Here is a 20,629-nt window from a genome sequence, read left to right as displayed (position 1 = left end):
AAACTATAAAAAACTGTACTTTAGGAGTATCACCTAACCATCTTCACTATGAACTCACCAAAGAAAAATTTCCTATTCACGTTCTTGTTCTTGTTCGCCATGACTGCTTCAGTGTTTGCGCAGGATGCAGCTAAACCAAAAGCGAGTCCGGCTGCTACGGCTTCGGGCAAAGTAGGGGCGGCCACCATCACCGTTGCCTACAGCAGCCCGTCTGTAAGAGGCCGTACCATTTGGGGAGAGTTGGTGCCTTATAACAAGGCCTGGCGTATGGGGGCCAATGAAGCCACCACCTTCACCACCGACAAAGACATTAAGGTACAGGGCAAGACCTTGAAAGCCGGTAAATACAGCCTGTTTGCCGTGCCTAGTGAAAAGGATTGGCAAATCATCTTTAATTCGCAGACTGGCCAGTGGGGAGTAACCCGCCAGGGCGCCAACTTTGATCCCGCCAATAACGTGCTTACGGTGACAGTAACACCTAAGAAATCTGCCAAGATGTATGAAAGCCTGGTGTATGAAATAACGCCTAAAGGGCTCTCCCTGCTTTGGGAGAATCTGGAAGTGCCCATTGCTATCAAATAAGAAACAAGTGCTGGTAGGGTCACCACCCTGGAGTGGCTGTTTTAAGCCTGTTTTTGAAAAAGCAGGCTTAAAACAGCCACTTTCAATTTATAGGTTTCCTGGTAGTTTTTGCGCAGGTATTACCAATAGAAGAAAGGATGGGAATTCCCTTCCTTAAGCCTTTTCCTGGTTATTGATGTTGTTTCTGTTGGGTCAGTATTAAACCAAAAATCCCTGGCTTACAGAGTAGGCCAGGGATTTTTGGTTGGGGTTGGGTTAATCAAACAGTTCGCTCAGGAATGATTTCTTCTTTTTGTACGGGTGGTGTTGGTCTTTGCCATGTTCGCCGTATCCATACCGTTTGTAATCTGAGTCATAGTTCTCTTTTTTGGAGTAGTGGTCTCCGGAGCGGTCAATGATTTTCTCCAGTTCCCCGCGGTCCAGCCAAATTCCCCGGCATTTAGGGCAGTAATCTATTTCAATTCCGTTTTTATCGCTCATTAACAGGGTTTCTTGGCAAGAGGGGCATTTCATGGGAGGAAGAGGGTTAGGTGAGGGAAAATTGAAGCGGAAAACGCTTTCCGCGGTTAAAGAAGATTGTGCCTTGGCGTTCAAGGTAACTTCTGCCTAGGGAACGCGGCTTTATAGGGTTTAGTATAAGATGTGCCTACTACAACTGGGTGACCTGGGGCGAAGCTTTCTTTTTGGGCAATTATCTTATTAAGGCTATCTTTAAAGTTTGGGGATGGAATCCTCATGCCTATCTTCATTCATTGGCCTTGTTATGGATTTTTCATTTTTATATACTACAGAGCTTTCCCTTCCTGCCATTGTCGCGCGTATTTTGCTCAGTATTCTGCTGGGCGGACTGTTAGGGTGGGAAAGGGAGCGCAACCGACATACGGCTGGCTTAAGAACACTTATTATTATCTGTGTGGGGTCTTGCCTGCTTATGCTCATCTCTATTTACATTCCGCAGACTTTCTCTCATTATAGAAATGCAGACCCTGGCAGAATTGCGGCGCAGGTAGTTTCAGGGATTGGTTTTCTGGGGGCTGGGGCTATTTATAAGTTGGGCGTGAATACCCACGGGTTAACTACGGCTGCTACTATTTGGGCTGTGGCCGCGGTGGGCCTGGCCATTGGCACGGGCATGTATGAAGCCGCCATTTTTGTGACCCTGCTTTTGCTTTTTGTGTTGTCTACCCTTGATAAAGTGGGTAAGAAAATCTTTAAAGGAGGAGCCCTTAAAACCTTGAAAATCAATTTCAAATCGGCGAAGCTGGAGACCAGTAAGGTGTTTGCTATTCTGGAGAAATATGAGATTGTCACCAAAAACATCAACGTGGTGCAATCCACCAACAAACAGAACTCCAAAATTCTGTTGTATGTATATTTCCCGGAATCTGTCAGCGTAAAGGAGTTATACAAAGACCTCAATGAACTTAAAAACGTGAGCGAGATCTCGCTGGGGCAGGACTTTTAATAACTATCCGCGTTAACGGCTTCTTTTTAAAAGGCCTCGCCGCGCTTCTTGATAAAATCCTTCAGAAGCGCGGCGAGGCCTTTTCGTTTTCCCTGGTTACTTCAGGCCTAGGACCATCTTCATGCCTAAGGCCATAAAAATGGAAAGGCTGATGCTCAGCAATGTCCCGAACAGGAAGTACTCAGATTTGCGTTGGTCGGTCTCTTTAAACCGGATAATGGTTTTGGCGGCAATCAGAAATCCAATGGCTTCATACTGGTTGAGGAGAACAAAAGTAATGATGAGTACCCGTTCAATAATGCCAATCCAGCGGCCAGCCTCTTTCAACTCATTCCAGCGGCTATCTTCCGGCCCAGCGGACTGAGGGGTAGGAAGGCCTGCACCTTCTTCTGGGTTTCTGGGTAGGTGGGGCGGTCTGTGATTTTCGGCTCCCCATTTGGCGGTAAGTACTTTTATGACAATGCTCAGGGGGAAGGTAGCAATGTAGAACCCGGTTAGGTAGACCATGAAACGGAAGTCCATGAGTACCACCGCAGGTGCCAGACGCCCATCCACCATGAAGAGCCAACCTATGCCCAGCATCAAAAAGTGAAGTGCCTGGTCTAGGAGGAAATAGAGGGTGGTGCGTCTTTGATAGGCTTTCCAGAGGTCTATGAGCAGGTGCGTGACCATAACCCAGACGGTTAATTGCCAATTCTGGGTTAATAAGGCTGTCACCGCGCCGGTAAGACCAATGTGGTAGTACAGTTTTGAGGATTTATACTTCCGGCGGGCCCGGTCTTCTACCCAGGAGGTAGGCTGCAGCGCAAAATCTGACAGGCAATGCGCCAGCACCAACTTAAGCAATAATAGGATTTCTGGTTGGGTAAAGCCGGCCATTACGCTAGGTTTTTGGTTTTTTCCTGAAACAAGGCCACTGCTTTCTCTACTTCCTGCCAATGGGCAGACGTGATGCGTTGGCTTACGGAAGCCTGGGTAATGTGAAGCATATCTGCTATTTCCTGTTGCTTCTTGCCTTCCAGCAGTTCATAAATCACTTCGGCTTGCTGCACAGACCAGTTATTAAGGAATACATCCAGCAAGGAGCAAATGACCTCCATGTATGCGTTGAACTCTTCATGGGGCGTGACCACTACTAACCGCGGTCCTTTGCTCTTCAGGTTATCCAGCGCCCTCCCTGATAGTTGAAATGCCTCACCGTCTGAGGTTTTGATGTTGGGTCCTTTATAGCCTGTCTTTCCTAAGCCAATAGAAATACGCGCGTCAACCACCTCTCTTTTATAGGAATACTGGAGCGGGTTTGCCTTTGACGCTTTCTTACCGGTGGAGGTCTGGTGCAATTGATCTGAGATCAAGCTTTTCCGGAGCAGGCACCGTACCTGAATGGCGGTTTTTAGGGCCACTGAGGGGTTATCCAACAAAATCTGGAAACTATCGCCTCTAAAAATCTCATAATGTTCTTTGCCTACCAAAGTTGTTAAGCCCTCGTTCATGGCTTGGTTCAACCTGGCCCGTTCTGAATCACTTAGCAAGGTGGAATCTATGATATCACCTGTTAAAACTGCTATCATGGGATAGATGTTAGGTCATAAGTTCATAATTCTATATAAGTCAATTATAAGTTGTTTAACCTATAAAATGCTTATATAGGGTTATGAACCTATAATAATAGAATGTTCTGCTTAGGGAAACAAGCATGTTCATAAATTAACCATAGAAGGCAAAGGCCCAAACAGCAAGACGACTATTGATAAGAGTAAAAGGAAAGCGAAATCAAAAGGGGAGGCGTCTGGATAAAAGCGCTCTTGTATTATTTACTAGTACCAGGTTGATACTATCACACAGTTCTTATTTTTTCCGTAAGAAGGGTAAGCCTTACTCCCTATGCTAGAGAATGTCCGATTATTTGTGGCCGCCCCGCTACCCGAAGCCCTGAAGGTTTATCTGGATGAAGCCCGTCAGGAATACACAGATGCCGCCATCAGGCAGATCCCATTGCAAAACCTGCACCTCACCCTTTATTTTATTGGAAATGTACCGGTCCAACAAGAGCCGGGCATTGGAGAAATTATGCGGCAGGTGGCCCAAAAGCACACGTCTTTCACCTTGGAACTGGAGCAGTTGGAACCCGGCCCCAACGCCCGATTGCCCCGCTTGATCTGGGCACGCTTCCGGCCAAATGCCGCATTCACGCACCTCAGCCAGGAACTGACCCAGGTACTTTCGCCCAACCCGCTCAAGCAAGAGAAGTCCATTCCGCACGTGACGGTTGCCCGCTTCAGGAAGGAGGGAACCGTGCCCCGTCATTTACCCATCATTGCCCCTGCCACCGAAGTCTTATACCCAGTGCACACCCTGGCCCTCTGGAAATCTACCCTAGGCTCTCCGCACCCAGTTTATTCTGTGCTGGAGGAGTTTCCATTGGGAGGTAAGTAAGAGGGGGCTCAAGTTTGTAAGGCTGTTTTAGGGCAGTTTTAGTGAAAACGGGCTTGAAATAGCAGCGTTAATACCTGAGCCGGAAATGCGTGCGTCATCCCCCAACCCCCCTTCAAAGGGGGACGGAATGCGTGGGGTGAGGCCAGGCCTCACGGAAGTTATAAACTTCCCGAATGGTGGGTCCAAGTTGGAAACTTGAACCAGGGAAATGTCTGCTGGTGTAAACACCCCTCTTAAGAGCTTCGCTCGCTGCCTCAAACTCTCGTTTGGGCAATCCTCAAGGGGAGAGTCTGCGCTTAGTAGGAGGTGCTACTATTAGTAAGCGAAATTCCGTTTTGAGCCTGTTTTTGGGAAAACGTGCCTAAAACGCCAACAATCTCTAACTCTATTCTGCGTCTACCACACATTCCCTCAGTTCCAGTCTTTACTTCGAGCGCCTCGCTTGTGGCCATAGAAAGACTCTAGCTAAGGACAGACTACAACCCGGCCGCAAGGGCAGTGCGAGGGGGAAAGACGGGGCCCCGCGGCCGGGAGCGCTCGGAGAGAAACCATGAAACAACCAAGCATAAGGGCTTAAGGCGACAGAAGGCACCACGCCAGCAACAGGCGGATATGCGTGCACAAGCTATTTCAATTAAAAGGCAGTCCCAGTCGTTGGTGAAACACAACCGACAGAAGCAACGGAATACACAACCATAATTTCATCCCTTTTTAAACCCCTTTCATCACATTTATTTTAACTCCAAAAGGCATTCCGGTATCATTGCCTACAAATAAACATGTCTGATGAAAAGTCTTCTTCCAACGCCTACTTTCCAAAGCAAAATAGAATTCTGGGCGACCATTACCATTTTTGCCTTTGCGGTGCTTTTTCTCATTACCGGGCCAGAAGTACCGTATATGGAGGACTTCCAGGAGGAAGGAATACGCTTCTTTTATTACCGCAATTTCTTTACGCCGCAACTCTGTCAGTTCATAGGTACATTTTTGACGGTGCTGGCTTTGAACTTCATCGTCGTCCCAAAGTTGGTAGCCAAAGAGAAGGTAGCTAAAAACATATTATTGCTGCTATTGGCCTTCCTGTTTTTAGGGTTCCTTTTCAGCATTACCAACACCTACCTGCAGGCCTACCGCTTTGGCCAGTACAGAACCGAGGAAGACGCGTATGAAGTCATCTTTCTGGAAAGCTTTCATCACGCCTTTTCTCTATTCGCGCTCTTCGGCTTTTACACCCTCATCAAGTATGTAAGCACCTTCCTGCTTACCCACTCAGCACTTATACAAACCAGGTTCAGGTTCTTAACCCGTGATGTACAGTCTGCTTTTGTGGTGTATCTGGTAAGCATGTTTCTGTTGTTTCTGGCCGGGGCAGACGGAGAAGTAATTGTAGCCTGGGGCATTTCCTTTCCGCTGGCCATTTTGTACTACTGCTACTCTTTCTACTTCCTGATCCCAAAATCCTTACCGGGCAAAAGGCCATTCCTGTCATACGCAGCCAAAAGCCTGCTTCTGTGGGCGCTGGCCTTTATGCCAGTGGCCTTTGTTGCTGCTGTCTTTCTCAATGATGAGTCTGCCTTTGGCTATAGCCTAATCAACTCTATATTCCAGTTGTTTGTCACGCTGCCTCTTACGTGGGCACTCTATAAGCGGTATATGCTGGGCAAGGAGGAAGTAGCGGTGCTTCAGCAGGAACTGGGCACCTCTAACGCCAACCTGGATTTCCTGAGGTCCCAGATCAACCCGCACTTTTTGTTTAATGCCTTGAACACCCTGTATGGCACTGCCCTACAGGAAAACAGCGACCGCACCGCACAGGGCATACAAATGCTGGGCGACATGATGCGCTTTATGCTACATGAAAACCTGCAACAGAAAATTCTGCTCTCCCGCGAGGTGGAATATATGCGCAACTACATAGACCTGCAGATGCTCCGTATCTCTACCTCGCCAGACATCCAGATCCAGACTACCATAGAAGACGTGATAGAGGACAAGTTCATTGCCCCCATGTTGCTTATTCCGTTCGTGGAGAATGCCTTCAAGCATGGCATAAGTTTAAAGAACCGGTCCTGGATCAAAATAAGCCTGCACTGTGAACAAAATAAGTTGTATTTTGATGTCTACAACAGCGCCCATTCCAAAACCAACCATGACCCGGAGAAGGACCAGTCAGGTATTGGGTTGGTAAACGTTAAGCAGCGCTTGGCCCTGTTATACCCCGGTAAACATGAATTGATAATCAGGGAAACACAGGAAGAATACTTTGTGCATTTAACGCTGCAGTTGTAAAGAAAACCAAGGAGAAGAGAAAGAATAGCGGACCGCATGCGAGCAATTGCCCTAGACGATGAACCCATGGCCCTGGAAGTGGTAAAGGCCCTGTCCGGGAAGGTGCCCTACCTGAAGCTGGAGGCGTGTTTTACAGACGCCTTTCAGGCCCTGGATTACCTGCAGCGCAACCCCGTAGACCTGCTTTTCCTGGATATAAAGATGCCAGACATCACGGGTCTTGAGTTGGTGGCCAGCCTGCCGCAAAAGCCAATGGTCATTTTCACCACGGCCTATTCTGAGCATGCCGTTACCAGTTTTGAATTAGACGCCATAGATTATCTCCTCAAGCCATTTTCCCTAGCCCGCTTTGTGAAAGCCTGCAACAAGGCCCTGGAACTCCTGCAGTTAAGGGCGAAGGGAGCACCCGCAAAAGACTTCGTTTTTATCAAAACCGGCTATGAACAGATAAAGGTACACTTTGAAGAGATCTTGTTTCTGGAAGCGGCCGGCAACTACATAACCTTTGTTTTACAGGATAGAAAGCTACTCACCCGCATGACCATGGGAGAGGTGGAGGAACTGCTTCCGCCGGACAAGTTTACCCGCGTGCATAGGTCCTACCTGGTGGCCAAAGACAAGATAGAGAAAATAGAGCGGCACCAGGTAAGCATCCAGGGCAGAGAAGTTCCGGTGGGTGCCTCGTACATGCAGTCGCTGCAATGGTAGAAAGTGGACTAGTTTGCTAGCCTTTCTGTAAATCAGCCGCCTGGCTTTTCTGGTTTGGCCCAGTTTTTATAAAAACGGGCAGGAAACAGAAAAGCCATTCTTTTAGTCCTCATTTCCCTTTCTTCTACAGTAATTATTCTGAGAAAGAGGTCTCTTTCTACCCTGGGGTTTCCGTTTTAAAGCCATTTTCCGGAAATTAGGGCCAAAACAGTAAAACCCCTTCATGGAGCCTGAGCGCCAGCACCGTCATTTTATTCTGCACAAACCGTTTGGCTATCTAAGTCAGTTTATAGGCAACCCCAAGAACAAACACCTGTTGGGCACCCTATATGAGTTTCCGGTGGGTACCATGGCCATTGGCCGCCTGGACCAGGACAGTGAAGGTTTACTATTACTCACCACAAACGGTAAAATGAGCGAGTACGTGCGCGGCCGAAAGGTGGAAAAAGAATATTACGCGCAGGTAGACGGCTTGATAACCCCAGAGGCCCTGGCCCGGCTGCAGGCCGGCGGGATTGAGATAGCGCACGAGAAACTACCTTATCTTACCCTTCCCTGCAAAGCATTTCGGTTAGACCAGGCGCCCGGCTTTCCGGAGCGGTCAAGGCGCGTGCGCGATGACCGGCACGGCCCTACCAGCTGGGTTTCCATTACCCTCACCGAAGGCAAAAACCGCCAGGTAAGAAAAATGACCGCCGCGGTGGGCTTTCCTACGCTTCGGCTAATCAGGGTACGGATAGGGGACCTTCATTTAGGACAAATGGCGCCCGGCGAAGTAAAAGAAGTAAGCACATTTGCCTTGTCAGGGGTGGAAAGTGAAGATACTCTTGCCTATCTTTAACGGGCAATTGTCATTAAATCCATTAACCTGCCTATATTTTACTTTTAATAGAGGGAATGCCAAACAAGGACTTAGGAAAAGAAGAGCTTTTGAAGAAGTTGGAGGCCTTACAGAAAAAATATGATTTTCTGGAAAGGGTGGTCCAGGAGGTTCCTGCCAATATCTATCTGTCAGATTTTGAGGAGGGAGTGTTGTGGTGTAATAAAACCAACGAGCAGTCACTGGGCTATTCCCTGGCCGAGATAAAAGCTATGGGCACCATGGAATACATGCGCCGCATAGTGCACCCCGAGGACCTGAATATTCCTAAGGACAGTGTTACACATTACCAGGAATATACGGGCGCCGAATACGGGGGGATGTTCAGGGCCAAACACAAAGACCAGGAAGCCTATAAGTGGTTCATGGGCTGGGCCAAAGCATTTTGCCACAATGAGGAAGGGCAGATAAAGTCTATCCTCTGCGTGGATGTAGACATGAGCCCCCGCGTAAACACAGAAAAGCAATTGATTGAGGCTCTGCGCGAGAACCTGGCCCAGAAAAACCAGTTGCTCATTAACCGCCTAAGCAAGCGTGAAAGGGAAATCCTGAACCTGGTTTGCAAGGGCCTGAGTTCCCAAGCCATAGCTGATCAGCTTTTCCTGAGCGTACATACAGTCAATACCCACCGTAGAAACATCCAGGCCAGTCTGGGCACCTCAAATGTGGCAGACCTGGTGGTCCTGGGCAAAGAAGCTGGCTTGGGGTAACCTCCTGCAGTTGCTGGCCTATTGCTCGCGGGGCAACCCATCCAGAAATAAACCTGAGCATGCGCTTCCGGCCAACCTAATTTTTCCAGTATCTTAAAGGCAGAAAGAGGCTTACCCATTCATCACCAAAAACCTGGGCAAATTTTCTTTAACCTGTGAAAGGGGCATGTGTTTTGCATCTCCTTCCATATCAATAGTATTGCCCCATCATATTTTGCTGACCTATGCGCCGTTTTTCCCCTAAATTAACTTTCCTTCAGTATTTTACGCTGGCCCTGATTGTTTTGATAGCGTTTGCCGGGCGCCCCGTGGAAGAAAGTACCCGCAAGAAAAACCTTACCTGGCTGCAGCAGCACCAAGAGGCAGCCAAGACCACCGTACTGCTCAACAACAAAAAAGGCTTTTTACCTCTTCAGGATTTATCACAGAAAATAGCCTCCGTTAACCTGGGCACCACCTACGCTGTCCAGTTTGATAGCCTGCTCAATAAGTACGCCGCTGTCACCTCTTTTTCGGCGGCAGGTTTTGACAATGATTCTCTATTCAACCGCCTGCAGGACGAGTTAAAGTTTTACCATACCATTTTGGTGCAACTGCCTGAGTCTGCCCTGCAAGACCAGGTAAAAAGGGCGTTTTTGGAGCAACTGCAGCAAACCAAGCAATTGGTGTTGTCTGTGTATGGTGCAAGAACGGGTTTGGCACAAGCTGAAGGTTTTACAGCCCCTATCATTTGGGCCGAAAAGGAAAGCCCCGTAACCGCTCAGTTTGCCGCCCAGGCTATTTTTGGAGGGGTGCCCGTGACTGGGAAATTGGACAAGACCTATTCTGCTAATTACCAGAAAGGAGCCGGGTTTACTACCAGCGCTACCCGCCTGAAATACAGCATTCCAGAAGAGGTTGGCATTAATGCCCAAGACCTGGAACAACCCATAGACGCCATTGTAGCTGAGGCCATCCAACAGCAGGCTACTCCCGGCGCCGTGGTAATGGTGGTGAAAGACGGGAAAGTGATCTTCAACAAAGCCTACGGGTCGCATACGTATGACAACAGCCGCCCTACCCAGATCACCGATATTTTTGACCTAGCCTCAGTGACCAAGGTATCTGCCACCACCATGGCCGTGATGCAACTGTATGACCAGAAAAAGGTGAACTTGACCGGAACGCTGGGCTCCTATATTCCATCTGCCAGAAACACCAGCAAAGCCAATCTAACCCTAAAGGATATTCTGCTGCACCAATCGGGTTTACCGGCCGGCGTTAATTTGCCGGTGTCTGCCAAAGACGCACAGAGAACACCTTCAGATTACTACACCGTACAGGCCGCCGACAGCTTTTTCCTGCGCAAAGATTATTATAAGGAGGTGATGTGGCCGCGCATGCTCAACGCCAAAATGGCTACGCCCGGCAAATACGTGTATTCAGACATTACCATGTACCTGATTAAGGAAGTAGTGGAGCGCCAGTCTGAAGAGCCGTTAGATGCCTTTGTGATGGAACACCTTTACCGCCCGTTGGGTATGCAAACGGCAGGATTTTTACCGTTACAGCGCTTCCAGAAAGACCGCATTGTACCCACGGAAGATGATACCTATTTCCGGAAGACACTGTTGCAGGGGTATGTGCATGACGGGGGGGCGGCCCGCCTGGGTGGAGTCTCTGGTCATGCCGGATTATTCTCTACCGCTAATGACATGGCTATTCTATACCAAATGATGCTGAACCGCGGCACGTATGGAGGAAAAGAGTATTTCAAACCCTCCACCGTAGATTTGTTTACGGCCAAACAATCTGGGGTGAGCCGCCGGGGACTAGGTTTTGACCGCTGGGATCCGGACAGCTCCAAAGGATACCCTTCTAAACTGGCTTCGCCGGCTACCTACGGCCATACCGGTTACACCGGCACCTGCGTATGGGTAGACCCAGCTCAGAATTTGGTGTACATTTTCCTGAGCAACCGGGTGTACCCCAAAGTATCCAATAAGCTGTTGTCGCTTAATATAAGGCCCCGCATCCAGGATGCCATTTATGCCGCCATTAAAAAAGGGAACCCCGCTTCTGTTTCCCAATAGACTTAAAAAAACCTTTGGCCTCTTAAGCCAAAGGTTTTTTTTGCTCTTAACAGGCAAAGGTCAAGGACTAAACAAACGGCGTTTTAGAAGTATCTCAGAAAAACGCCACAACTTACCTGCCACCGTACATAAGAGGAGGGCCCATTCCTGATCAGGAAAAGCCTGGTCCGTTTTGAGCCTGTTTTTGACAAAACCACCCCAAACCAAGGAGTAGTCGTTTACTCACCTCGGAAACAAAAGCATGTAAATTGAGTTAAACTCTAACAATACCGAACTTATTGAAAACAACCCTCTGCCATGACAGATGAGATCCCCAAAGAAATGAAAACCTATGAAGTAGCCACCTTTGCGGGCGGTTGCTTTTGGTGCATGGTAAAACCATTCCATAAATATGAAGGTGTACTAGAGGTCGTTTCTGGGTACACCGGCGGCCATGTCCCTAACCCAACCTATGAACAGGTGTGCTCAGAAACCACCGGCCATTATGAGGCCGTGCAGGTAACGTTTGACCCATCAGTTATTTCCTACCCCCAGATCCTGGATATTTTCTGGCAGTCCATTGACCCAACTGATGCCGGCGGTCAGTTTGGCGACCGGGGCTCTTCCTATAAAACGGCCATCTTCTATCATTCAGAAAAACAAAAAGAGCAAGCCGAAACCTCAAAAGAAGAAATGCAGCAAAAGGGACCTTTTGATGAACCCATTGTGACGCCCATCTTGCCCGCCATGCCTTTTTACCGCGCCGAGGAATACCACCAGGACTATTACAAAAAGAACCCTTCGCATTATAACCGGTACCACGTAGGTTCTGGCCGGGCCGGATTCCTGGAACGGCACTGGAAACCTTCCTGAATCCCAAGGCGAGTTTTGAGCCCGTTTTTCAAAAAACAGCCTTAAAACAGAGGCTCTAACCCATAGAATCTGACTATAAAAAAGGGAGGCGCTTTCAAAAAGCGCCTCCCTTTTTTAATGCCCACAAAAGACTTTGGTTACCCAGAGATTCCGGCAGAACCTAATTTATCTAGGGTCGTGAAGTCTTCCTCAGACAAAGAAATGGACAAGGCCCGGTAGTTCTCTTCCAGGTGTTTTACCTTGGAGGTACCCGGTATAAGCAGAATGTTGGGTGAGCGGTGCAATAGCCAGGCCAGGGCTACTTGCTGCACCGTGGCTTGGTGTTTGTCGCCAATGGATTTCAGTTTTTCCAGGGCCTGCTGGTTTCCGCCGGCCAGGGGATACCACGGAATAAAGGCCATGTCATTTTCTTCACAGAAGGTAAGTTCCGCCTCCCATTTGCGGTTGTCAACGCTGTACATGTTCTGCACCGACACTATTTTCACGTATTCCTGCGCCTGTTGAATCTGCTCTACCGTCACCTCTGAAAGGCCCACGTGCTTAATCAAACCCTCTTCCTGGGCGCCTTGCAAAAACTCCAGGGTTTTGGCGAAAGGCACTTCGGGGTCTACGCGGTGTAACTGGTACAAATCTATTGAATCTAGCTTTAGGCGCTCCAGGCTGCCCTTCAAAGCTTCCTTTAAATGCTCAGGTGAGGAATTGATGGGCCACTGGTTGGGACCCGTGCGAAGGAGCCCGCCTTTGGTGCCAATAACCAGGTCTTTGGGGTAAGGGTACAAGGCCTCGGCAATCAGTTCTTCTGAGACATTGGGGCCGTAAGAATCTGCCGTGTCTATAAAATTGATGCCAAGTTCCAGGGCCCGTTTCAACACCCGCAGAGATTCCTCCTTGTCTTTGGGAGGTCCCCAAATGCCCTCGCCGGTGATGCGCATGGCACCGTACCCCATGCGGTTAATGTTAAATTCTCCGCCTAGCAAAAAGGTAGAGGCAATGCTTGATTTCTCGCTCATATATTTCCTGAAAAAATTCGGTAATTAGGTATCCACAAGTGTACGCAATCCTTGGCAGTATGGTAGTCTACGCTTTTACTGGAGCTGGTATCTTTCAGGAAAGTAAAATTTCTTAGTAGAAAGGATAAGCAGAAAGAACCTTTCCAAAAATTGGATTGACTGTGCGAGAAGCTTAGAATTTTCTTTAGGCCGGCTGTTTTAGGAGAGAAGGCTAGTAGCTGGCAAATGGGTTTTGTGTTTATTAAAGTTTTTGGAACCCTGGGCCCACAGAAGGAAGTAAAAACTTTGAGGCTTTATTGAGTGTGGCCCAAACCCCTTCCATGGAGAAACAGATAACCCTTCTATTTTACGGTGGCCTAGGTGATTTTTTGCCAAAGGCGAAACGTGGCCCAGGGATATCTTTTTTAGAAAGCAGAACGCCTTCCGTGAAAGACTTAATAGAAGCTCAAGGGGTTCCGCACCCGGAGGTGGGCCAGGTTTTGATCAACGGTGCCCAAGTGTCTTTTTCATTTCTAGTGGTGGGTGCTGCTCAAATAGAGGTATTCCCGGTTCAACCCGAAACAGAAGGAAAGACCCTGCCACCTTTACAACTGGCGGCTCCCAGACCCCTGAGGTTTGTGCTAGATGTGCACTTGGGCAAGCTGGCGCGGTACCTCAGGCTCCTGGGTTTTGACGCCCACTTAGACCCAGAAGCCAATGACCAGGAGATTGCCCGAAAAGGCATGCTGGAAAATCGGGTTATCTTGACCCGTGATGTGGGATTGCTCAAACAGAAAAGCGTCATCTGGGGTTACTGGCTCCGGTCACAGAATTGGCAAGAACAGGTACGGGAAGTTTTGACGAGGTATGGTTGTTTTGATCAGGTAATCCCTTTTACCAGATGCATGGTCTGCAACGGGGTTATCGCAGAAGTACCTAAGGAGCAGGTGCTTTCTCTGCTGCCGCCCAAAACTAGACATTTCTATGATCAGTTTTACCAATGCGAAACCTGCCAGCGCGTGTACTGGCTAGGCTCCCATTACGAGAAGATGCAGCGTTTCATTTCAAGCCTATCTCAGGATAATATACTATAAGACAGTAGGTTAAGAGGCCAACTCTTTCAGCATGTTCTTAAAGATAAACCCATGAAAAGGAAGTACCGCATACCAATACAACCGGCCCCATACTCCCAAGGGACGAAAGGTGGCGGTTTGGAAAAGGGTAGCGTCTTTAATCTTAAATTCCAGCCAGGCTTCGCCGGGAAGTTTCATCTCTGCGTACAGTAGCAGCACCTTTTCTTCTTTATTGGCATAGAGCACCCGCCAGAAGTCAAGAGACTCGCCGGCGTGAATTTTGGTGCTGTTTTTCCTGCCTCTTCGCAAGCCCACGCCTCCCACCAGTTTGTCCAGGAAACCCCGTATTTCCCAAAGCCAGTCTGCGTAATACCAGCCGGTGTCCCCGCCAATAGACCAGATTTTTAGAAGCGCTTTGTCTACGTCTTTTACCGGGGCCAGTCGTTTGTCTGTGAAGCACCCAAAGGTGGGCACCGCCAGTAGTTTAGGAATTCCGCCATGCAGCACCCGGGTAGAGAGGGCATCTTTCCAACTGGCAATCACCCCTTCGTTCTGGATTTTGTCAAAAGCCAGGGTAATGGCGGTGGCAAAGGGTAATAACGTAATATTGAGCAATTGCTGCAGATTATTCTTTTTGCAGATTACCTCCACGCGCATACTTTTTACCAGGTTGGAAGCCAGCGGGTAGGAGACAGAGGTGACAAAATAAAGCCAATAGGAGGAGAGCTTAGGGGTCATGACCGGCACCGTGATAATCTTCCGCTTCAGGTTCCGGACGCGGGCAAAACCCAGCAGCATTTCTTTGTAGGTCATGATATCTGGGCCTCCAATGTCATAACTTTGATCATACACCTCTTCGCGACCCAAAACACCCACCAAATACTCAATCACATTTCTAATGGCAATGGGCTGCGACTTAGTATTGAGCCACTTAGGCGCAATCATTACCGGTAGTTTCTCCACCAGGTCGCGCATGATCTCAAAGGAGGCGCTGCCCGAGCCCAGTATGATGCCCGCCCGTAGCGTGGTCAGGTGAAATGAGCCTGAACTTAGGATTTCCTCCACCTTCTTGCGGGACTTCAGGTGCTTGGAAAGGTGCTGGTCATTGACAATGCCACTCAAATAGATGACCTGCCGTGCGGAGGTTTGCTGAATCCTTTCTTTAAAATGTAGGACGGTGGTTTCTTCCAATTGCTGGAAATCCAGGTTTTGCGCCGCCATGGAATGGATGAGGTAATAGGCAGCCTCAATATCATTGGGAATAGCGTCTAGCGTGCTTTGGTCCAGAAAATCTACTTCTATTACCTGCATGTTCGCCTGGGGGAACTTGCTTAGGTCAAACCGGTTTTTATCGCGCACGCAGCAGATCACCTCATGCCCTTCTTTAAGTAAAGCCGGAAGTAAACTTTGCCCTATATACCCGGTAGTGCCGGTTAGTAAAATCTTCATGTTTCTATAGTAACCAAAAGAGCACGCCTCTTCATGTCTTCTTCTTCAAGGCAGGAGCCACTCTGTAGAAATAACTTCCCCCGGCAAAGATTGTTTTGGGCTGGTTGGAATTGCAAGGAGACTAGTTTGGCTTGAAAGGAAAGTCGCGAGGCAAGTCCATCCTCAATTGGGGTCAAAGGTAAACTCCAGTTCCTCGCGGTTCCAGTGGGCCAGCTGTGCGGCGGCTTCATAGGTGTTATTCAGAAAATCAAGTAACACGGCTTTGGGGTCAGATGCCTCCTGTACTAGCTGGTAGGGTAAAATAAATTCTTTTAGGTTTTGTTCATAATAGGCGCCTTCTGGTTTTATGGCCGCAGCCGCAAACCCTTCTGGCTCTGGGTAAATGTAGCTGTAAAAAGCCGCCTGTGGGAAAGAAGCGTTACCCGGCCAGAAACCACAACTGTACACTTCATGCGAATAGGCTTCCTGGGCTACCTTGTCAGGTAGGTGGGGTACGCCACCCGGGTGCAAGGGGGCTCTTCTCCCCGAAAACCTGGAAACGGCCAAATCAAAGCTTCCCCAAAACAGATGGACCGGACTACATTTTCCGCTGAACCCCGCCCTGAAATCTGTTAGTATTTCCTGAGCCTTCAGAAAGGCTTGGTGGACCGTTGCGGCCTGCTGGGGTTGGTAGGTATGATGGGTTTCATCCTGCTCAAACGGGATAGGGTTTTCCAACTCATTGGGCATGGTATTGATCTGGCAATTAATCTTCAGGTCTTGGAGCAATGACTTTACTTTCCGGTAAAAGCCTGCCACTGATAACCCTTCCAGGGCAAAGGACCGGGTTTCCCCTCCGCTTGTTTTCACCAGGAACTGATGCTGAATGAAATCAAAGTCCAGCTGGAACGTAAAGTCTTTTTCTGGGAGGGCTTCAGTTGTGAAACCGTAAGGCGTCACCCTGAGCGTGACGTGCCAGGAATGGTTAATCCAGGGCATTTTGGAAAGTTTGATTTTCCCCGCTATCTGGGCCCATAGGTGCAGGGTTTCATAGGTTTCATGTCCCTTTTCATAAGAAAGCGTAGGCCAGGTAGAAGGCATAGTGGTAAGGTTTTGGTGGTAAATCAATTAGCACTAGGGAAATACCCGCCGAAAAGAGGTATGCGGTCACTAATTTCATTTACGTACAAATCCTTAAAAAAGGGCAGAACCGTTTTAAGCCTGTTTTTAGAAAAACGACCTTAAAACAGAATTCTTAATTCCCCGGCTTTCTACATTTAGAAATAGGCTGATTACAACGCGAAGAAGGGGCAACCAAAAGCGGGCCTGTCCACTAAACAATGCAACCATTGGCCTGTTTGGAAGAAGCATGTTACAGAATCCAGTCCATATTGATCCAACCCTGGGAGCGTTCCTGCAAATAGGCAGCGGCATCTTCTGGACCATCACGTATATCCTTATCCTGCGCCGCGGATATTTAGACAAACTTTATGGCATGCCCATGGTGGCCTTGTGCGCCAACCTGGCCTGGGAGTTTATTTTTGCCTTCGTGTTTCCGCACCCCAAGCCCCAACTGTACATAGATTATCTCTGGCTACTCTTTGATATCGGCATTTTGGGGCAGTATTTGTGGTACGGACAACACGAATTTCCCAAGCACCTGCCGCGACCTCTTTTCTATGCCACGTTTGGCTTCACCCTGGTTTTTTGTGCGCTCACCATTCTGTTAATGGCCCGCGAGTTCAATGACTACATTGGTATCTACGCTGCTTTCGCCCAAAACCTGATGATGTCTGTGCTTTTCATCCGGATGTTTCTGAAGCGGAACAGCACCGCAGGGCAGAGCCTATCTATTGCGGTATGCAAAATGGTAGGTACGCTTTTCCCTTCTTTTCTCTTCTACCTGTATTTTCCCAATTCATACTTATTGCTCTTACTTTACTGCGGTATATTTATTCTGGACCTGGTGTATTTTCTGCTGCTCTATTTCAAATTTAAATCTAAAGGGCAGCCCACTAGCGCTATCGTGTAACACAAATCCTTTTCTATGCTTTATGCTTTTAAAGCAAGTTTCTGTTTTAAGCCCGTTTTTCAGAAATCAGCCTTAAAACAGCATAAAGAACAACTAAGCCTGACTAGATTACCTAAGCTACTTCACTGCGAAAGAAAGGATTAGATAAAGGCCCAGGATTTTATTGTCTTACCGCTCAATGGGTTTACCCGTATATTTGGCCAATAGGAACGAGCAACAGTCAGCAAATAAGAATATGAATTATAAGCCCCTTGGGAAATCTGATTTGGCGGTGAGTGAGGTAAGTTTTGGCTGCATGTCACTGCAAGGGGAGGAAAAGGAGCAAACCAGGTTATTGCACCGAGCGCAGGCGGGCGGCATCAATTTCTTTGACACCGCCGATCTGTATGAACAGGGCAGAAACGAGGAAGTGCTGGGCAAGGCTTTCAAAGGAAAACGCGACCAGGTGATCCTGGCCACCAAGGTAGGCAATCAATGGCGCCCCGATGGTAGCGGGTGGGATTGGACACCTTCAAAAGCCTATATTCTGAAAGCGGTGGAGAAAAGCCTTCAGCGCCTGCAAACCTCCTACCTGGATCTTTATCAGCTACACGGAGGCACCCTGGAAGATCCCATAGAGGAAATCATTGAGGCTTTCGAGCTTTTGAAAGAGCAAGGCAAGATCAGGCACTACGGCATTTCCTCCATCAGGCCTAACGTGATACGGGAATACGTAAAGCGCTCTCACTTGGTAAGTGTCATGATGCAGTACAGCCTGCAGGACCGCCGACCTGAAGAACAGGTTCTGGAGTTGCTGGCCCAGCAAAATATTAGTGTCCTGGCTCGCGGAGCTTTGGCCCAGGGCCTGCTATTAGGCAAAGCCCCAAAACCGTACTTGGGTCATTCAATGGAAGAGGTAAGCCGCGCTGCGGAAGCCGTTAAAGAAGTAGCCGGAGGCAATCCTAGTTCTACCGGGGTGACCGTGCGGTACGTGCTACAGGCTCCAGCCGTGGCCACGGCAGTCCTGGGCCTCCGCACCGAGGCGCAACTCAACCAGGCCCTGGCGGCCACGGAGGCGCTTGACTTAACCAAAGACCAGATATCTTTGCTGCAACAGGCAGTGCCCAGGATAGTATATGAACAACACCGCTAAATTTGTTTTATCCTTTTCCTTCCTTTTAAGGTAAACGCAAAAAGGATTCTCCTTCAATACGCTACAAACATGAACTATAGAAAACTGGGCAAAACCGGATTTAACGTCTCTGAAATATCCTTGGGCACCTGGCAGGTTGGCGGGGGCTGGGGCGAGCCCTTCAATGAAAAAAAAGCCGAAGAAATTATTCATGCGGCTATAGATGCCGGCGTGAATTTCATTGACACCGCCGATGTGTACAGCGATGGGCAAAGCGAGGCCGCCGTAGCCCGCGTAGTGAAGACCCGCTCTGAAGAAGTGTTCCTGGCCACAAAATGCGGCCGGCAGATTCAGCCCCATACCGCCGAAGGCTATACCCCAGAGCGGCTGGTGGGCTACGTGGAGGAAAGCCTCCAAAACATGAAACTGGAAACCCTTGATTTGGTGCAACTCCATTGCCCACCTACAGAGGTGTATTCCCGGCCCGAGATCTTTGAAGCTTTTGAGAAACTGAAAGAACAAGGAAAAATAAGAAACCTGGGGGTGAGTGTAGAGTTGGTAGATGAGGCCCTGATGGCCATGAAATACCCCAACGTGACTACCGTACAGGTAATTTTTAATATGTTCCGGCTTAAACCCGCAGAGCAATTATTTAAGGTGGCCCAGGAAAACGAAATAGGCCTGATTGCCCGCGTACCTTTGGCCAGCGGCCTGTTGACCGGAAAACTGTCTGGCAACTCTACTTTTCACCCAGAAGACCACCGGTCCTTCAACCGCAACGGCGAAGCTTTTGACAAAGGGGAGACTTTCTCAGGCGTAGACTATGAGCAGGGACTAGCGGCGGTGGAAGAACTGAAGAAACTGTTCCCGGGTGAACCTTCTTTGGCGGCGTGGGCGCTTAGGTGGGTACTTATGTTCCCAGAGGTGAGCACGGTTATTCCGGGTGCCTCCAGGCCAGAACAGGTGCGCTCCAATATACAAGCGGCCAATCTACCGGCCTTAAGCCAAGCCCAAATGGAAGGAGTGAAAAATATTTATGACCAATATCTTAGGCCTTCTGTGCACGCGGCCTGGTAGGGCCTTTTAGAGGATGCGGAAGTAAAAGCAGAAGGGTTAAAAAGTAAAAAGGGGGCGTCCCCCGATGCCCCCTTTTCAAACAAACATAAAAACCCTGTAATAGAAGTTATAACAACTTCCATCTGCTGACAAAGTAATTATCTTTTCTGGTCTTCCGGAATACTCATAAATAGGTATTTCCGTATATTTTTGAAAATACCGTATTTATTCCGGCATTCGCCCGGTTTAAGTAGCAGGCTAGGCAAAAATGTTCAAAACCACGTGACAACCCAGCTGAAAGCAGAAAGAAGCAACTGCCTAGTAAATTCCCGAAATTTGCACTTCAACAGCCAGGCCTAGCCAAAAAAACGAACTCTATGTATACCCGGGAACAAGCCTCGCAGCTTAGACAAGCCTTCTGGACAACCTTTGGGCAGTACATCGCTCCCCATCCGTCGGCGGACGGTTTAAAAATCAATTGGTCTAATTACAAGACGGGGCTCAAGCATGTCTATTTCAGGATGCGTGCCGAAAAAAAGACCGCCTCCATCAGCATCGAAATGACGCATCCAGACCCGGAAATCCAAGAGTTGTTTTTTGAGCAGTTTCAGGAGCTCAAGCTCTTCCTGCACGAAACTCTGGGGGAGACTTGGGAATGGGAACTCCACTCTACAAATGAATTTGGGGAAACCATTAGCCGTATTTACAAGGAAATAAGCCCTGTCAATATCTTTAACCGCGAAGACTGGCCCGCGCTCATATCCTTTTTCAAACCCCGCATCATTGCCCTGGATGAGTTCTGGAGCAATGCCCAATACAGTTTTGATTCCCTGCGCTAGTTGGCTACATATTCACGGCAATTTCTGCCCGGGTTAGAATTTGAAAAGCCCTTCTGTTTTAAGCCTGTTTTTGAGAAAACGGGCTTAAAACAGAAGGGCTTTTCAAT

20 protein-coding genes are annotated in these 20,629 nt (G+C 48.6%); 14 read left to right on the top strand and 6 right to left on the bottom strand.

The window, feature by feature from the left end:
* Nucleotides 1–48: 48 nt before the first annotated feature.
* Nucleotides 49–582 (top strand): DUF2911 domain-containing protein, encoded by a 534-nt coding sequence (locus ACYVJQ_RS10080; protein WP_460892947.1) that lies wholly within the window; start codon nt 49–51, stop codon nt 580–582.
* A gap of 255 nt (nt 583–837) precedes the next feature.
* Here ACYVJQ_RS10080 and ACYVJQ_RS10075 read toward each other — a convergent pair whose 3' ends face one another.
* Complete coding sequence (locus ACYVJQ_RS10075; RefSeq protein WP_460892946.1) at nt 838–1,095, bottom strand: TFIIB-type zinc ribbon-containing protein; 258 nt, start codon at nt 1,093–1,095, stop codon at nt 838–840.
* 250 nt (nt 1,096–1,345) lie between these two features.
* On the opposite strand from ACYVJQ_RS10075, the gene ACYVJQ_RS10070 reads away from it, so the two are divergent.
* Nucleotides 1,346–2,047, top strand: a complete 702-nt coding sequence (locus tag ACYVJQ_RS10070) for an MgtC/SapB family protein (protein ID WP_460892945.1) — start codon at nt 1,346–1,348, stop codon at nt 2,045–2,047.
* 96 nt (nt 2,048–2,143) lie between these two features.
* Here ACYVJQ_RS10070 and ACYVJQ_RS10065 read toward each other — a convergent pair whose 3' ends face one another.
* Nucleotides 2,144–2,926 carry a DUF3307 domain-containing protein gene (locus ACYVJQ_RS10065; protein ID WP_460892944.1) on the bottom strand — a complete coding sequence of 261 codons (783 nt, stop codon included), beginning with the start codon at nt 2,924–2,926 and terminating at the stop codon, nt 2,144–2,146.
* The gene (locus tag ACYVJQ_RS10060; protein ID WP_460892943.1) at nt 2,926–3,618 is read right to left on the bottom strand and encodes a sigma-70 RNA polymerase sigma factor region 4 domain-containing protein; all 693 of its coding nucleotides are present in this window, start codon (nt 3,616–3,618) and stop codon (nt 2,926–2,928) included. Before ACYVJQ_RS10060 ends, ACYVJQ_RS10065 begins: the two co-directional genes overlap by 1 nt.
* A gap of 313 nt (nt 3,619–3,931) precedes the next feature.
* Between ACYVJQ_RS10060 and thpR the strand changes: the two genes are divergently transcribed.
* The 7 genes from thpR to msrA all read left to right on the top strand — a co-directional run bounded on the left by thpR (nt 3,932) and on the right by msrA (nt 11,994).
* Nucleotides 3,932–4,483: an RNA 2',3'-cyclic phosphodiesterase gene (thpR, locus tag ACYVJQ_RS10055; RefSeq protein WP_460892942.1), complete on the top strand. Its 552-nt coding sequence runs from the start codon at nt 3,932–3,934 to the stop codon at nt 4,481–4,483.
* A 786-nt stretch (nt 4,484–5,269) separates the two neighbouring features.
* The gene (locus ACYVJQ_RS10050; protein WP_460892941.1) at nt 5,270–6,772 is read left to right on the top strand and encodes a sensor histidine kinase; all 1,503 of its coding nucleotides are present in this window, start codon (nt 5,270–5,272) and stop codon (nt 6,770–6,772) included.
* 36 nt (nt 6,773–6,808) lie between these two features.
* Nucleotides 6,809–7,480, top strand: a complete 672-nt coding sequence (locus ACYVJQ_RS10045; RefSeq protein ID WP_460892940.1) for a LytR/AlgR family response regulator transcription factor — start codon at nt 6,809–6,811, stop codon at nt 7,478–7,480.
* A 223-nt stretch (nt 7,481–7,703) separates the two neighbouring features.
* Nucleotides 7,704–8,321: a pseudouridine synthase gene (locus tag ACYVJQ_RS10040; RefSeq protein ID WP_460892939.1), complete on the top strand. Its 618-nt coding sequence runs from the start codon at nt 7,704–7,706 to the stop codon at nt 8,319–8,321.
* Between the two features lie 89 nt (nt 8,322–8,410).
* Nucleotides 8,411–9,070, top strand: coding sequence for a LuxR C-terminal-related transcriptional regulator (locus ACYVJQ_RS10035; protein ID WP_460892938.1), 660 nt, complete (start codon nt 8,411–8,413; stop codon nt 9,068–9,070).
* A gap of 224 nt (nt 9,071–9,294) precedes the next feature.
* The gene (locus tag ACYVJQ_RS10030) at nt 9,295–11,142 is read left to right on the top strand and encodes a serine hydrolase domain-containing protein (protein WP_460892937.1); all 1,848 of its coding nucleotides are present in this window, start codon (nt 9,295–9,297) and stop codon (nt 11,140–11,142) included.
* 297 nt (nt 11,143–11,439) lie between these two features.
* A complete protein-coding gene (msrA, locus tag ACYVJQ_RS10025) occupies nt 11,440–11,994 on the top strand; it encodes a peptide-methionine (S)-S-oxide reductase MsrA (RefSeq protein ID WP_460892936.1) in 555 nt (184 codons plus the stop codon).
* A 137-nt stretch (nt 11,995–12,131) separates the two neighbouring features.
* Here the strand turns inward: msrA and ACYVJQ_RS10020 are convergent, their stop codons facing one another.
* Nucleotides 12,132–13,004, bottom strand: coding sequence for an aldo/keto reductase (locus ACYVJQ_RS10020; RefSeq protein WP_460892935.1), 873 nt, complete (start codon nt 13,002–13,004; stop codon nt 12,132–12,134).
* 320 nt (nt 13,005–13,324) lie between these two features.
* On the opposite strand from ACYVJQ_RS10020, the gene ACYVJQ_RS10015 reads away from it, so the two are divergent.
* Entirely contained in the window at nt 13,325–14,077 is a 753-nt protein-coding gene (locus ACYVJQ_RS10015; protein WP_460892934.1) for a Mut7-C RNAse domain-containing protein, read from the top strand.
* Between the two features lie 9 nt (nt 14,078–14,086).
* On the opposite strand, the gene ACYVJQ_RS10010 is transcribed toward ACYVJQ_RS10015, so the two are convergent.
* Together ACYVJQ_RS10010 and ACYVJQ_RS10005 are read right to left on the bottom strand one after the other, a co-directional pair.
* Nucleotides 14,087–15,505: an SDR family oxidoreductase gene (locus ACYVJQ_RS10010; protein WP_460892933.1), complete on the bottom strand. Its 1,419-nt coding sequence runs from the start codon at nt 15,503–15,505 to the stop codon at nt 14,087–14,089.
* A gap of 162 nt (nt 15,506–15,667) precedes the next feature.
* Nucleotides 15,668–16,585, bottom strand: a complete 918-nt coding sequence (locus ACYVJQ_RS10005; protein ID WP_460892932.1) for a DUF5996 family protein — start codon at nt 16,583–16,585, stop codon at nt 15,668–15,670.
* A gap of 268 nt (nt 16,586–16,853) precedes the next feature.
* Between ACYVJQ_RS10005 and ACYVJQ_RS10000 the strand changes: the two genes are divergently transcribed.
* The 4 genes from ACYVJQ_RS10000 (at nt 16,854) to ACYVJQ_RS09985 (ending at nt 20,522) form a co-directional block, all read left to right on the top strand.
* Nucleotides 16,854–17,516 carry a transmembrane-type terpene cyclase gene (locus ACYVJQ_RS10000; RefSeq protein ID WP_460892931.1) on the top strand — a complete coding sequence of 221 codons (663 nt, stop codon included), beginning with the start codon at nt 16,854–16,856 and terminating at the stop codon, nt 17,514–17,516.
* Between the two features lie 235 nt (nt 17,517–17,751).
* Entirely contained in the window at nt 17,752–18,648 is an 897-nt protein-coding gene (locus ACYVJQ_RS09995; RefSeq protein WP_460892930.1) for an aldo/keto reductase, read from the top strand.
* A 69-nt stretch (nt 18,649–18,717) separates the two neighbouring features.
* A complete protein-coding gene (locus tag ACYVJQ_RS09990) occupies nt 18,718–19,704 on the top strand; it encodes an aldo/keto reductase (protein ID WP_460892929.1) in 987 nt (328 codons plus the stop codon).
* Between the two features lie 356 nt (nt 19,705–20,060).
* The gene (locus tag ACYVJQ_RS09985) at nt 20,061–20,522 is read left to right on the top strand and encodes a DUF4268 domain-containing protein (RefSeq protein WP_460892928.1); all 462 of its coding nucleotides are present in this window, start codon (nt 20,061–20,063) and stop codon (nt 20,520–20,522) included.
* Nucleotides 20,523–20,629 lie beyond the last annotated feature (107 nt).

The organism is Rufibacter soli (assembly GCF_054781795.1).
Note: the sequence above shows the minus strand (reverse complement) of the source record. Positions and strands in the feature narration are given on the sequence as shown.

Excerpts from the sequence above, each read along its gene's own strand:
- ACYVJQ_RS10080 (WP_460892947.1), top strand. The coding sequence starts at position 49 with ATGAACTCACCAAAGAAAAATTTCCTATTCACGTTCTTGTTCTTGTTC.
- ACYVJQ_RS10075 (WP_460892946.1), bottom strand. The coding sequence starts at position 1,095 with ATGAAATGCCCCTCTTGCCAAGAAACCCTGTTAATGAGCGATAAAAAC.
- ACYVJQ_RS10070 (WP_460892945.1), top strand. The coding sequence starts at position 1,346 with ATGGATTTTTCATTTTTATATACTACAGAGCTTTCCCTTCCTGCCATT.
- ACYVJQ_RS10065 (WP_460892944.1), bottom strand. The coding sequence starts at position 2,926 with ATGGCCGGCTTTACCCAACCAGAAATCCTATTATTGCTTAAGTTGGTG.
- ACYVJQ_RS10060 (WP_460892943.1), bottom strand. The coding sequence starts at position 3,618 with ATGATAGCAGTTTTAACAGGTGATATCATAGATTCCACCTTGCTAAGT.
- thpR (WP_460892942.1), top strand. The coding sequence starts at position 3,932 with ATGCTAGAGAATGTCCGATTATTTGTGGCCGCCCCGCTACCCGAAGCC.
- ACYVJQ_RS10050 (WP_460892941.1), top strand. The coding sequence starts at position 5,270 with ATGAAAAGTCTTCTTCCAACGCCTACTTTCCAAAGCAAAATAGAATTC.
- ACYVJQ_RS10045 (WP_460892940.1), top strand. The coding sequence starts at position 6,809 with ATGCGAGCAATTGCCCTAGACGATGAACCCATGGCCCTGGAAGTGGTA.
- ACYVJQ_RS10040 (WP_460892939.1), top strand. The coding sequence starts at position 7,704 with ATGGAGCCTGAGCGCCAGCACCGTCATTTTATTCTGCACAAACCGTTT.
- ACYVJQ_RS10030 (WP_460892937.1), top strand. The coding sequence starts at position 9,295 with ATGCGCCGTTTTTCCCCTAAATTAACTTTCCTTCAGTATTTTACGCTG.
- msrA (WP_460892936.1), top strand. The coding sequence starts at position 11,440 with ATGACAGATGAGATCCCCAAAGAAATGAAAACCTATGAAGTAGCCACC.
- ACYVJQ_RS10020 (WP_460892935.1), bottom strand. The coding sequence starts at position 13,004 with ATGAGCGAGAAATCAAGCATTGCCTCTACCTTTTTGCTAGGCGGAGAA.
- ACYVJQ_RS10015 (WP_460892934.1), top strand. The coding sequence starts at position 13,325 with ATGGAGAAACAGATAACCCTTCTATTTTACGGTGGCCTAGGTGATTTT.
- ACYVJQ_RS10010 (WP_460892933.1), bottom strand. The coding sequence starts at position 15,505 with ATGAAGATTTTACTAACCGGCACTACCGGGTATATAGGGCAAAGTTTA.
- ACYVJQ_RS10005 (WP_460892932.1), bottom strand. The coding sequence starts at position 16,585 with ATGCCTTCTACCTGGCCTACGCTTTCTTATGAAAAGGGACATGAAACC.
- ACYVJQ_RS10000 (WP_460892931.1), top strand. The coding sequence starts at position 16,854 with ATGTTACAGAATCCAGTCCATATTGATCCAACCCTGGGAGCGTTCCTG.
- ACYVJQ_RS09995 (WP_460892930.1), top strand. The coding sequence starts at position 17,752 with ATGAATTATAAGCCCCTTGGGAAATCTGATTTGGCGGTGAGTGAGGTA.
- ACYVJQ_RS09990 (WP_460892929.1), top strand. The coding sequence starts at position 18,718 with ATGAACTATAGAAAACTGGGCAAAACCGGATTTAACGTCTCTGAAATA.
- ACYVJQ_RS09985 (WP_460892928.1), top strand. The coding sequence starts at position 20,061 with ATGTATACCCGGGAACAAGCCTCGCAGCTTAGACAAGCCTTCTGGACA.